This window comes from Streptomyces sp. NPDC056734, from assembly GCF_042790455.1.
Classification (GTDB): domain Bacteria; phylum Actinomycetota; class Actinomycetes; order Streptomycetales; family Streptomycetaceae; genus Streptomyces.
Genome location: NZ_JBHTZD010000002.1, coordinates 432125 through 444289, shown reverse-complemented (window position 1 = coordinate 444289; position 12165 = coordinate 432125). Strand labels below are relative to the sequence as shown.

The 12165-nt window shown below is 72.1% G+C and carries 10 protein-coding genes; 9 read left to right on the top strand and 1 reads right to left on the bottom strand.

The window, feature by feature from the left end:
• Positions 1-165: 165 nt before the first annotated feature.
• From ACFRFC_RS03990 to ACFRFC_RS03955, 8 genes are all read left to right on the top strand, one after another.
• The gene (locus tag ACFRFC_RS03990; protein ID WP_382682054.1) at positions 166-1329 is read left to right on the top strand and encodes a uroporphyrinogen-III synthase; all 1164 of its coding nucleotides are present in this window, start codon (positions 166-168) and stop codon (positions 1327-1329) included.
• A 451-nt stretch (positions 1330-1780) separates the two neighbouring features.
• Positions 1781-2413, top strand: a complete 633-nt coding sequence (locus tag ACFRFC_RS03985; RefSeq protein ID WP_382681246.1) for a CGNR zinc finger domain-containing protein — start codon at positions 1781-1783, stop codon at positions 2411-2413.
• A gap of 287 nt (positions 2414-2700) precedes the next feature.
• Positions 2701-3282, top strand: coding sequence for a sigma-70 family RNA polymerase sigma factor (locus ACFRFC_RS03980; protein WP_382681249.1), 582 nt, complete (start codon positions 2701-2703; stop codon positions 3280-3282).
• Between the two features lie 50 nt (positions 3283-3332).
• The gene (locus tag ACFRFC_RS03975) at positions 3333-4106 is read left to right on the top strand and encodes an anti-sigma factor family protein (protein WP_382681252.1); all 774 of its coding nucleotides are present in this window, start codon (positions 3333-3335) and stop codon (positions 4104-4106) included.
• Positions 4107-4196: 90 nt separating this feature from the next.
• Positions 4197-4388, top strand: a complete 192-nt coding sequence (locus tag ACFRFC_RS03970; protein WP_382681255.1) for a hypothetical protein — start codon at positions 4197-4199, stop codon at positions 4386-4388.
• Between the two features lie 205 nt (positions 4389-4593).
• Positions 4594-7155: a UvrD-helicase domain-containing protein gene (locus tag ACFRFC_RS03965; protein ID WP_382681258.1), complete on the top strand. Its 2562-nt coding sequence runs from the start codon at positions 4594-4596 to the stop codon at positions 7153-7155.
• Positions 7156-7600: 445 nt separating this feature from the next.
• Entirely contained in the window at positions 7601-9019 is a 1419-nt protein-coding gene (locus tag ACFRFC_RS03960; RefSeq protein WP_382681261.1) for an NAD-dependent malic enzyme, read from the top strand.
• A 372-nt stretch (positions 9020-9391) separates the two neighbouring features.
• Positions 9392-9673 carry an HU family DNA-binding protein gene (locus ACFRFC_RS03955; RefSeq protein ID WP_004000874.1) on the top strand — a complete coding sequence of 94 codons (282 nt, stop codon included), beginning with the start codon at positions 9392-9394 and terminating at the stop codon, positions 9671-9673.
• 272 nt (positions 9674-9945) lie between these two features.
• Here the strand turns inward: ACFRFC_RS03955 and murA are convergent, their stop codons facing one another.
• Positions 9946-11286, bottom strand: a complete 1341-nt coding sequence (gene murA, locus ACFRFC_RS03950; RefSeq protein WP_382681264.1) for a UDP-N-acetylglucosamine 1-carboxyvinyltransferase — start codon at positions 11284-11286, stop codon at positions 9946-9948.
• Positions 11287-11546: 260 nt separating this feature from the next.
• Between murA and ACFRFC_RS03945 the strand changes: the two genes are divergently transcribed.
• Positions 11547-12119: a YqgE/AlgH family protein gene (locus ACFRFC_RS03945; RefSeq protein ID WP_382681267.1), complete on the top strand. Its 573-nt coding sequence runs from the start codon at positions 11547-11549 to the stop codon at positions 12117-12119.
• Positions 12120-12165 lie beyond the last annotated feature (46 nt).

The window sequence follows — 12165 nt, the reverse complement described above, 5'->3', positions numbered from 1 at the left end:
AGCCTGTCATGCGCCGTTGACAGGCTCGATCGGTATGTGACGACCGATGCCGGAACGGACGCCCGTTCGAAGGGCCGGGTGCTGCCGGTGAACCTCGTGTTCGGTCTGCCCCAGCCGCCCGACGGACGCCAGCCGTACGACGACTCCAACGCGGGAACGAGAGCCATGGACGACGAACAGCGACAACCCGCACCCGGCCCCCTCTCCGGGTTCACCGTGGGAGTGACCGCCGCCCGGCGTGCCGACGAACTCGGGGCGCTGCTGCGCCGCCGGGGCGCCGCCGTGCTGCACGCGCCCGCCCTGCGCATCGTGCCGCTCGCCGACGACAGCGACCTGCTCGCCGCCACCGAGGAACTGATCCGCATCGCGCCGGACATCGTCGTCGCGACCACCGCCATCGGGTTCCGGGGGTGGGTCGAGGCCGCCGACGGGTGGGGGCTCGGCGAGGTGCTGCTCGACCGGTTGCGGGGGGTGGAACTGCTCGCGCGGGGGCCCAAGGTCAAAGGGGCGATCCGGGCCGCCGGGCTCACCGAGAAGTGGTCGCCCTCCAGCGAATCCATGGCCGAGGTGCTCGACCGGCTGCTGGGGGAGGGCGTGGAGGGGCGCCGGATCGCCGTGCAGTTGCACGGGGAGCCGCTGCCTGGGTTCGTGGAGGCGCTGCGGGCGAGCGGGGCCGATGTCATCGGCGTGCCCGTCTACCGGTGGATGCCACCGGAGGACATCGCGCCCGTCGACCGGCTGCTGGACGCCGCCGTCTCGCACGGCGTCGACGCGCTCACCTTCACCAGCGCGCCCGCCGCCGCCTCCCTGCTCTCCCGCGCCGAGGAGCGCGGCCAGCTGCCGGAACTGCTCGCCGTCCTCCACCACGACGTGCTGCCCGCCTGTGTCGGACCGGTCACCGCGCTGCCGCTCCAGGCCCGCGGCGTGGACACCGTCCAGCCCGACCGCTTCCGGCTCGGCCCGCTCGTCCAGCTGCTCTGCCAGGAACTGCCCGGCCGCGCCCGCACCCTGCCCGTCGCCGGGCACCGCATCGAGATCCGCGGCCACGCCGTCCTGGTCGACGGCCACCTCAAACCCGTACCGCCCGCCGGGATGTCCCTGCTGCGGGCACTGTCCCGGCGACCCGGCTGGGTGGTCGCCCGCGCCGAACTGCTGCGCGCCCTGCCCGGTTCCGGCCGTGACGAACACGCCGTCGAGACCGCCATGGCCCGGCTGCGCACCGCCCTGGGCACCCCCAAGCTGATCCAGACCGTCGTCAAACGCGGCTACCGGCTGGCCCTGGACCCGGCCGCCGACAGCAAGTACGGGGACATGGCCTCCGGCGTCTAGCGCTGCCGACGTCAGCGTCCGTACGGCGTGCCACGCCTCCCACGCGTTCTCGAACTCGTCCCGCGCCGCCACCGGGTCGGTCGTCGCGGCGAGACCGCAGTTCAGCGGGGCGCCGGAAGCGGCCGTGATCAGGAAGGTCGGGGCGCAGGCCGCGAAGGCCGCCCACAGCCATGGGCGCCGCCTCAGGCGCCACGCCACGATCGCCGACAGGGGCAGCGGGTTCGGGCTGACCTCGTTGACGTCCCGAGCGCATATGAGGGCGTCCAGGCATGCGCCGGGCGGCCGGGTGGCCACGCGGTACGAGGACTTCCGGCGGCCGGAGCGGGCAGGCACTGTAGGGAAGGGAGAGGAACCGTTCCCCCGGCTTCCCCGGCTCCCCCGGTCTCCCAGGTCTCTCCGGCTTCCCCAGCCCGGCGACGCTCCCGGGCAACCTCTAGGCGGTGACAGGCACATGGCACTCGGCACGGCCACGGCTGGCACGGCCACGACCGATACGGCCACGGTCCGCTACGAGCCACGGTTCGGCGCGGGGCGGATCTGTCTCGACCTGCTCGCGACCACGCACCCGGCGGAACGGCTCGGCTCGGTGGCCGAGCTACGTGCCTGGATCACCGGCTCCCGGCTGGTCCCGCTCGGCACCCCGCTGGCCCATGCGGACGCCTCCTGGCCCGTCGCCTTCCGGGAACTGCGCGCGCACATCGACCGGTTGGTCCGTTCCTGCCTCGCGCCCCAGGCCCGTACGGCGTCCTCGCTCGCCCGGGTCAACGCCCTCGCCCGCGCCGCCGCGCCCCCGGCACCGCGCGCCGTCCGCGCCGCCGACGGCGCTCTCGTACGGGAGTTGGACGGGCCGCCCGAATGCGCCGCGCTGCTCGCCGTGCTCGCCCGGGACACCGTAGAGCTGCTGACGGATCCCGTCGCGCGGGGCGGGCTGCGGCAGTGCGAGGGGGACAACTGTCCCGTCGTGTACCTGGACACATCCCGGGGGCGCCGGCGCCGGTGGTGCTCCAGCGAGGTGTGCGGGAACCGGGAGCGGGTGGCCCGGCACCGGCGGCGGCGAGTGGCGGCGGCGCCGGCCCGGGCCTGAGGGCCGCGCAGAACCCGGACATGGCGTCGCCCCCTGTCCCGATGCCGGCCATGTGAGTCGGTGGTGTGAGATGGATGACACCCCGTTTCCGCGTGGGAGTTCACGGGTACTCACCGCGATCTTGTGCCTGTGGTGGAAATGTAAAGATCGCGCGGTGGGAATGTGCGGTCATGTCCCGGTCGTCATGACACCTCAAGGAAATCTGTCACCCCCCTTTGAACACGCGGGGGTCCGTGTCCGTACCCGGTGGCGAGCGACCGACTCGGGGGAACCCCCGGACACCGGAGGTGGGCGTGCGCAAGGATGCGGCCGTGGCCAAGGACCGTGCATCGAGGGCCCGACATCGCATGTCCCAGCCCTCGGAACCGGACGAGGAGCTGATGCGCGCGCTGTACCGGGAGCACGCCGGCCCCTTGCTCGCGTACGTGCTGCGGCTGGTCGCGGGTGACCGGCAGCGCGCCGAGGACGTCGTGCAGGAGACGCTCATCCGTGCCTGGAAGAACGCCGGTCAGCTCAACCGAGCGACCGGATCGGTACGCCCCTGGCTGGTGACGGTCGCGCGCCGCATCGTCATCGACGGCCACCGCAGCCGGCAGGCCCGGCCGCAGGAGGTCGATCCGTCGCCGCTGGAGGTCATCCCCGCGGAGGACGAGATCGACAAGGCGCTGTGGCTGATGACGCTGTCCGACGCCCTCGACGACCTGACCCCTGCCCACCGGGAGGTGCTGGTCGAGACGTACTTCAAGGGGCGTACCGTCAATGAGGCGGCCGAGACGCTGGGCATACCCAGTGGCACGGTGCGTTCCAGGGTGTTCTACGCACTGCGTTCGATGAAGCTGGCACTGGAGGAGCGGGGGGTGACGGCGTGATGAACACTTACGGGGGGTACGGAGCGGGGGGTCCGGGTATGGCTGGCTCCATGCAGCAGGGAACAGCGGGCCCGAACGAGCACGAGACCGTCGGCGCCTACGCCCTCGGCATCCTGGACGACGCGGAGGCGACCGCGTTCGAGGCCCATCTCGCCGGCTGCGAATGGTGCGCCCAGCAGCTCGACGAACTCGCGGGCATGGAACCGATGCTGGCCGCCCTCGCCGATCTGCCCGGCACCGGCACACCCGCGATCGGCGAGTCGCTGTCCGCGCGGCCTTCCCCGAGGCTCACGGAACGCCTGGTCGACGAGGTCGCCGACCGCAGGGCGCAGAAGCGGCGGCGCTCCTTCTACATGGTCGCGGCGGCTGCCGCGCTGATCGTCGGCGGACCGTTCGTCGCCGTGGCGACCAGCGGCGGAGGCGACGACGGCGGCTCCCCGGGCACCGGCGTCCAGGCCGCGAGCCCCGCGCAGTCCGCGTTCGAGAACATGCCCGACCGGGCCACCGCGACCGACCCCACTACCGAGGTCACCGCCACCGTCGCCATGCAGGAGAAGGCATGGGGCACCGACGGGGTCCTGGAGCTGAAGAACGTCAAGGGCCCGCTCAAGTGCTCCCTGATCGCCGTCGGCGAGAACGGCGAGCGCGAGTCGATGAGCACCTGGTCCGTCCCGAACTGGGGCTACGGCATCGAGGGCGCCCAGACCGAGCAGGCCAGGAACCCGCTCTACATCCAGAGCGGCGCCGCCTTCAAGCCGGGCGAGATCGACCGCTTCGAGGTCGTCACCATTGAGGGCGACAAGCTGGTCGAGATCGACGTCTGAGCGACGGGGCGCGGCGGCGCGGGTGGGCGGCTCTGGGCGGCGGGGCCCGAAGGTCGGGGTGCGCGGCTCTGGGGGGCTGGGCTCGGAAGCGTGGGCGTGCGGCTCTGGGTGGTCGGGCCCGGAGGTCCGGGTGTACGGCTCGAAGCGGCGGCGCGGCGGCGCGGCGGCGCGGCGGCCCGGCTGCCCGGCGGCCCGGGTGGGCGGCTCTGGGCGGCGGGGCCCGAAGGCCAGGGTGCGCGGCTCTGGGCGGCCGGGTCCGGCGGCCTGGGCGTGCGGCTCTGAGCGGCCGGGCCCGGAGGCCCAGGTGTGCGGCCGCAAGGTCCAAGCGTGCGGCCCGCATGAGGCAGACGCCGCCACGACCGGCGGCCGAACAGGTGACGCGGGCACCTCGGGCCCGCCCGGTGCGCTCGGCCGGGCGGGCCCGTAGCCTATGCACGCCTCCTTCGCGTACGGTGGACGGCTGCCCAGCACGTCAGAAGGGGGCCCGGTGGCCGCTCAGGCGCAACAGGAATCCGCGCTCGACTCCGTCAGAGACCGAGAGATCGGCGTCGAACAGGAACACCTGGACCGGGTGTACCGGCGTCTCGAAGAGAAGATCCACGAGGCGGAGCTGCTGATGCGCGACGCCGGCCGGGGCGGACAGGTCGGCACGCCCGGCGCGCTCGCCGAGCGGGACGCCCAGGTCTACCGGGCGGGGGTGCACCTGAGCCGGCTCAACAACGAGTTCGAGGACTTCCTCTTCGGCCGGATCGACCTGCTGCTCGGCAAGGACGGCAAGAAGGGCCCGGACGGCGCCTTCACCGCCCTGGAGCCCGCCGACGGCGCGGTCCGCGACGACCACACCGCCGATATCGCCGAGACCCTGCACATCGGCCGTATCGGCGTGCTCGACGAGGACTACGCGCCGCTGGTCATCGACTGGCGGGCGCCCGCCGCGGCGCCCTTCTACCGCTCCACGCCGGTCGACCCCGGCCGGGTCGTACGGCGCCGGGTGATCCGTTCCAAGGGCCGCCGGGTGATCAGCGTCGAGGACGACCTGATGCGCCCCGAGCTGACCGCCTCCCTGGACGGCCGGCGGCTCGCCGTGATCGGCGACGGCGCGCTGATGGCCGCGCTCGGCCAGGCCCGCGGCCACACCATGCGGGACATCGTCGCCTCCATCCAGGCCGAGCAGGACCTGGTCATCCGCGCCCCCGCCTCCTCCGTGACCTACGTCGAGGGCGGCCCCGGCACCGGCAAGACCGCCGTCGCCCTGCACCGCGCCGCCTATCTGCTCTACCAGGACCGCCGCCGGTACGCGGGCGGCATCCTCATCGTCTCCCCGACCCCGCTGCTGGTCGCGTACACCGAGGGCGTGCTGCCGTCCCTCGGCGAGGAGGGCCAGGTCGCCATCCGAGCGATCGGCTCCCTCGTCGACGGCACCGAGGCCACGCTGTACGACTCCCCGGCGGTGGCCCGCGCCAAGGGGTCGTACCGGATGCTGAAGGTGCTGCGGCAGGCGGCGCGCGGGGTGCTGGAGCTGGGCACCACGGGCCCGGCCGCCCGCCCGGCCCCCCACACGGTCCCCCGTACGGCCCTGCGCCCGGCCCCCGTTTCCGCCCCCACCGGACAGCTCGCCTTCGGCGACGAGGACGAAGGGGACGAAGAGGGCACCGAGGGCAGCGAACTGGGCGTGCCCGCCCAGCCAGGTCTGGCGGACGCCCCCGGCGTAGGCCCCGCCGTACCGGGCCCCGCCACCTCGCCCACCCCCACCCACCTCACCCCCGCCCACTCCACCCCCACCCACCCCACCCGCCTCCGCGTCGTAGCCTTCGGCCGCCGTCTGGAGCTGGAGGCGGACCACCTGGTACGGATCCGCCACGCCGCCCTCGGCGGCACCGCGCCGGTCAATCTGCTGCGCCCGCGCGCCCGCAAGCTGCTGCTGGACGCGCTGTGGGAGCGGTCCGGCGCGGGGGGCCGGCACACCGATCCGGAGCTGGCCGCCGAGCTGCGCTCCTCCTTCGACGAGGACATCACCACCGAGGACGACTTCATCGCCTTCTTCGACGCCTGGTGGCCCGAGCTGACCCCGCGCGGGGTGCTCGCAGCGATGGCCGACGAGCGGCGGCTGGGCCGCTGGGCCCGCCGGGTGCTCAACCCCGGCGAGGTGCGCAAGGTCGCCCGTTCGCTCCAGCGCGACGGCTTCTCCGTGCACGACATCGCGATGCTCGACGAACTCCAGGCGATCCTCGGCGCCCCGGCCCGCCCCCGCAAGAAGCGCGAGCTGGACCCGCTGGACCAGCTCACCGGCCTGGACGAGCTGATGCCGGTGCGCGAGGAGTCGCGGCGCGAGCGCGCCGAGCGGCTCGCCCAGGAGCGCACCGAGTACGCCCACGTCATCGTGGACGAGGCCCAGGACGTCACGCCGATGCAGTGGCGGATGCTGGGCCGCCGCGGCCGGCACGCCACCTGGACGGTCGTCGGCGACCCGGCCCAGTCCTCCTGGTCCGACCCGGAGGAGGCCGCCCGGGCCCGGGACGAGGCGCTGCCCTCGACCGGCGGCACGGGCCGGTTCTCCCGGGGCCGCCGCTTCCAGCTCACGGTGAACTACCGCAACCCGGCCGAGATCGCCGAGCTGGCCGCCAAGGTCCTCGCCCTCGCCATGCCCGGCGCCCGGTCCCCGTCAGCGGTCCGCTCCACCGGCATCGTCCCGCGCTTCACCGCCGTACGCGACGCCCTCGGCCGGACGGTCCGGGCCGAGGCCGAGCGGCTGCTGGAGCAGGTGGACGGCACGGTCGGCGTGGTCGTCGCCATGAACCGGCGCGAGGAGGCCCGGCGCTGGCTCGCCGGGCTCGGCGACCGGGTGGTGGCCCTCGGCAGCCTGGAGGCCAAGGGCCTGGAGTACGACGCCACGGTGGTCGTCTCCCCGGCGGAGATCGCGGACGAGTCCCCGGCCGGCCTGCGGGTGCTGTACGTCGCCCTGACCCGGGCCACCCAGCAGCTCACGGTGGTCTCCGCCGACCGCGACCAGCCGGACCCGAACGGGGTACCGGACCTGCTGCGGGACTGACCCGGCCAGGTGTTTCCGGGCGGCTCGCAGATGAACTTCCGGTGCGGGAATGGCCGTACGGGATCGGTTTGTTAGCCTTGACGTGGCACCGGCCCGATCCAAGCCCCCGGGCCCAACCTTCGTCGCTACGAGCGACCACTTGCCGCGAGGCGAGCATGGCGGGTCGGTGTCATCAGCGTTGAGGAGGCCCACGTCCCATGTGACGTGGGCCTCCTCATGTGACGTGGGCCTCTTCGTTGCGCCCCACTGCAGCAGATCTCATATGGTGGAAGTCGTTTTCCGAAAGCGATCGGAAAACGGTCCCCCGTCGGTCCCCTGTCGGCCCTTCGTCGGTCCCTCCATGAACTCAATGAGCGCAATAGGGGGCGGCTACCACGTACCCGGCGGTAGGTGCGACGATCGGACGGCAGAAATCGCGACACCGTGAAAGCAGAGGAAGTCGGCCATGGCAACGGCGCCCAGCGTCTCCTACTCGATGACCATCCGGCTGGAGGTGCCCGCGAGCGGAACGGCCGTATCGCAGCTCACCACCGCCGTGGAGTCCTCCGGAGGCTCGGTGACCGGCCTCGACGTCACCGCCTCCGGCCACGAGAAGCTCCGGATCGACGTCACGATCGCGGCCACCTCGACCGCGCACGCCGATCAGATCGTGCAGCAGCTGCGCGGCATCGAGGGCGTCACGCTCGGCAAGGTCTCCGACCGTACGTTCCTGATGCACCTCGGCGGCAAGATCGAGATGCAGTCCAAGCACCCCATCCGCAACCGTGACGACCTCTCGATGATCTACACGCCGGGCGTGGCCCGGGTGTGCATGGCGATCGCCCAGAACCCCGAGGACGCCCGCCGGCTGACCATCAAGCGCAACTCCGTTGCGGTCGTGACCGACGGTTCCGCCGTGCTCGGCCTCGGCAACATCGGCCCGATGGCCGCGCTGCCGGTGATGGAGGGCAAGGCGGCCCTGTTCAAGCGGTTCGCCGGGATCGACGCCTGGCCGCTGTGCCTGGACACCCAGGACACCGACGCGATCGTGGAGATCGTCAAGGCCATCGCCCCGGGCTTCGCCGGCATCAATCTGGAGGACATCTCGGCCCCCCGCTGCTTCGAGATCGAGGCCCGGCTGCGCGAGGCCCTGGACATCCCGGTCTTCCACGACGACCAGCACGGCACCGCGATCGTGGTCCTCGCCGCCCTCACCAACGCGCTGCGCGTGGTCGGCAAGGACATCCAGAACGTACGGGTCGTCATGTCCGGCGCGGGCGCCGCAGGTACGGCCATCCTGAAGCTGCTGATCGCCGCCGGCGTGAAGAACGCCGTCGTCGCCGACATCCACGGCGTGGTGCACGCGGGCCGCGGCGACCTGGTGGACGTCCCCGCCGATTCGCCGCTGCGCTGGATCGCCGAGAACACCAACCCGGAGGGCCTCTCCGGCAGCCTCAAGGAGGCCGTGCGCGGTGCGGACGTGTTCATCGGCGTCTCCGCCCCGAACGTGCTCGACGGGGACGACGTGGCCGCCATGGCCGAGGACGCGATCGTCTTCGCGCTCGCGAACCCGGACCCCGAGGTGGAACCGGCGATCGCCCGCCAGACGGCCGCGGTGGTGGCCACCGGCCGCTCGGACTTCCCCAACCAGATCAACAACGTGCTGGTCTTCCCCGGTGTCTTCCGCGGCCTGCTGGACGCGCAGTCCCGGACGGTCAACACGGACATGATGCTCGCGGCGGCGAAGGCCCTCGCTGACGTCGTCACCGAGGACGAGCTGAACCCGAACTACATCGTCCCGAGCGTCTTCAACGACAAGGTCGCGGGCGCGGTCGCCGGGGCCGTGCGGGAGGCCGCGAAGGCGGCGGCCGGGACGGCGTCGTAGGCTGGCGGTGCGGAGCCGGGGGCTGCGGGCGATGCCGTACGGGCTGTGAAGGGCCTGTGCGCATCGTCGTGACGGCCCCCGAAACCGGCGCGTCGCGGAACCGACGGGCAAAGACGGCCCTCTAGGGTGTCGCCAGGCTTCAGGCCCTCTTTTCGTGTGACTCCCCAGGGTGTTCTCACGACTCGTGGGGGTGCCGGATTGGCATTCCCGCCGCAGGTAGGGGCAGGATGCGTCTCTGGGCGCGAGCGTCTGACGACGGACCCGGGTCCGGGGACTGTCCGAGGGCCCTGGCAGCATCGGCTTCGCTGTGCCCAATATGCGGGTCCGCCGCGGGGCACGCCTCAACAGCAAGATGAACACGGGAGTAACAACATGAACCGCAGTGAGCTGGTGGCCGCGCTGGCCGACCGCGCCGAGGTGACCCGCAAGGACGCCGACGCCGTGCTGGCCGCGTTCGCCGAGGTGGTGGGCGACATCGTGTCCAAGGGCGACGAGAAGGTCACCATTCCCGGCTTCCTGACCTTCGAGCGCACCCACCGTGCGGCTCGTACCGCCCGCAACCCGCAGACCGGTGACCCGATCCAGATTCCGGCCGGTTACAGCGTGAAGGTTTCGGCGGGCTCCAAGCTCAAGGAAGCGGCCAAGGGTAAGTAGGGGCGCGTTTTCGCTGCTCGGGCCCGGCTGGCGGTCGCGCTGCCGCCGGGTGGGCTTGGCATCGTTGGCGGCTGATGGCTGATGGCTGATGGCTGATGGCTGATGGCTGACGCGTCGGCGGCTGGCGGCTGACGGCTTCGTCGTGGCTTGTCGCGCAGTTCCCCGCGCCCCTTTGCAGGGCGTTGCAAGAGACGCTGATGGGCGGTCACCCCGGATGGGGTGACCGCCCATGGGCGTTTTCGCCGGTGTCCGCTTTGCGGGTGCGTACCCGGTCAGCCGAGCGGCTTGCCCGGAAGTTCCACCTTCGCGCCCAGCTCCATCAGCTTGTCCATGAAGTTCTCGTAGCCGCGGTTGATGAGGTCGATGCCGTGCACCCGGGACGTGCCCTGGGCGGCCAGGGCCGCGATGAGGTACGAGAATCCGCCGCGCAGGTCGGGGATGACCAGGTCGGCGCCCTGGAGCGAGGTGGGGCCCGAGACGACCGCGGAGTGCAGGAAGTTGCGCTGGCCGAAGCGGCAGTCGGAACCGCCGAGGCACTCGCGGTAGAGCTGGATGTGTGCGCCCATCTGGTTGAGCGCGGAGGTGAAGCCGAGGCGGGACTCGTACACCGTCTCGTGGATGATGGACAGGCCGGTGGCCTGGGTCAGGGCGACGACCAGCGGCTGCTGCCAGTCGGTCTGGAAGCCGGGGTGCACGTCCGTCTCCAGCGCGATGGACTTCAGCCGGCCGCCCGGGTGCCAGAAGCGGATGCCCTTGTCATCGATCCGGAAGGCGCCGCCGACTTTCCGATAGGTGTTCAGGAACGTCATCATCGAACGCTGCTGGGCGCCATGGACGTAGATGTCACCCTCGGTCGCCAGCGCCGCCGACGCCCAGGACGCGGCCTCCAGCCGGTCCGGCAGGGCGCGGTGGTCGTAGCCGCCGAGCTTGTCGACCCCGGTGATCCGGATCGTGCGGTCGGTGTCCATCGCGATGATGGCACCCATCTTCTGGAGGACGCAGATGAGGTCCTCGATCTCGGGTTCCACGGCGGCGTTGGAGAGTTCGGTCACGCCCTCCGCCAGGACCGCCGTCAGCAGCACCTGTTCGGTCGTACCGACGGAGGGGTACGGAAGACGGATCTTCGTACCGCGCAGCCGGGCCGGTGCCTCCAGGTACTGGCCGTCCGCCCGCTTCTCGATCGTCGCCCCGAACTGCCGCAGCACGTCGAAGTGGAAGTCGATGGGCCGGCCGCCGATGTCGCAGCCGCCGAGGCCGGGGATGAAGGCGTGCCCGAGGCGGTGCAGCAGCGGCCCGCAGAACAGGATCGGGATCCGGGACGAACCCGCGTGCGCGTCGATGTCGGCGACGTTCGCACTCTCGACGTGCGTCGGGTCCAGGACCAGCTCGCCGGGCTCCTCACCCGGACGGACCGTCACCCCGTGCAGCTGCAACAGGCCCCGGACGACCCGGACATCACGGATGTCCGGGACATTGCGCAGTCGACTCGGCTCGCCGCCCAGCAGAGCGGCGACCATGGCCTTCGGTACGAGGTTCTTCGCACCGCGGACACGGATCTCGCCCTCCAGCGGGGTTCCGCCGTGGACCAGCAGGACATCGTCGTTGACGGTCATGAATCTCGCGTTCCGTGGAGTGTGGAGTTCGGGTGGGGCCGGGAGAGACAGAGTAATCGCCGTCGGCCCCTGTGCCGTAAGTCCGCGGGCGGCTCAGCCCTGTCATAGCTGTGTCACAACACGAACCGCTCCCGGCCGGGCACCTGGGGTCACCGCCCGGTCCGTGCGCCCCGGACGCCCCCGTCCGCCCCTGGCCTGCGCTGCTTTCCGTGCCTCCGTTGGCTCCACACCTGACAGCAAGATGCGGGATCATGTCTGGCATGACCGAGGTGTCCTCGCTCACAGGGCGGCTGCTCGTGGCCACACCCGCCCTGGCGGACCCGAACTTCGACCGCGCGGTCGTGCTGCTCCTCGACCACGACGAGGAGGGCTCCCTCGGTGTCGTCCTCAACCGCCCCACGCCGGTGGGGGTCGGCGACATCCTGGCGGCCTGGGCGGACCTCGCGGGCGAGCCCGGCGTCGTCTTCCAGGGCGGTCCCGTTTCCCTCGACTCGGCCCTCGGCGTCGCCGTCATCCCGGGCGGTGCTTCGGCCGAACGGGCCCCGCTCGGCTGGCGCCGGGTCCATGGCGCGATCGGCCTGGTCGACCTGGAGGCCCCGCCGGAACTGCTGGCCGCCGCCCTCGGCTCCTTGAGAATCTTCGCCGGTTACGCCGGCTGGGGCCCCGGCCAACTGGAGGACGAACTCGTCGAGGGTGCGTGGTACGTCGTCGAGTCCGAGCCCGGCGATGTCTCCTCGCCGGAACCGGAGCGGCTGTGGCGCGAGGTGCTGCGGCGCCAGCGGAACGGGCTGGCGATGGTGGCCACTTATCCGGACGATCCTTCGCTGAATTGACGATCCTTCGCTGAATGCTGAGTACGGGTGGGGGCGGCGGGGGCGG

What these genes read in the sequence shown, in the direction of transcription:
- ACFRFC_RS03945 (WP_382681267.1), top strand. Translation starts at nt 11,547, where the DNA reads ATGACCGAGGTGTCCTCGCTCACAGGGCGGCTGCTCGTGGCCACACCC.
- ACFRFC_RS03955 (WP_004000874.1), top strand. Translation starts at nt 9,392, where the DNA reads ATGAACCGCAGTGAGCTGGTGGCCGCGCTGGCCGACCGCGCCGAGGTG.
- ACFRFC_RS03985 (WP_382681246.1), top strand. Translation starts at nt 1,781, where the DNA reads ATGGCACTCGGCACGGCCACGGCTGGCACGGCCACGACCGATACGGCC.
- ACFRFC_RS03960 (WP_382681261.1), top strand. Translation starts at nt 7,601, where the DNA reads ATGGCAACGGCGCCCAGCGTCTCCTACTCGATGACCATCCGGCTGGAG.
- ACFRFC_RS03975 (WP_382681252.1), top strand. Translation starts at nt 3,333, where the DNA reads ATGCAGCAGGGAACAGCGGGCCCGAACGAGCACGAGACCGTCGGCGCC.
- murA (WP_382681264.1), bottom strand. Translation starts at nt 11,286, where the DNA reads ATGACCGTCAACGACGATGTCCTGCTGGTCCACGGCGGAACCCCGCTG.
- ACFRFC_RS03990 (WP_382682054.1), top strand. Translation starts at nt 166, where the DNA reads ATGGACGACGAACAGCGACAACCCGCACCCGGCCCCCTCTCCGGGTTC.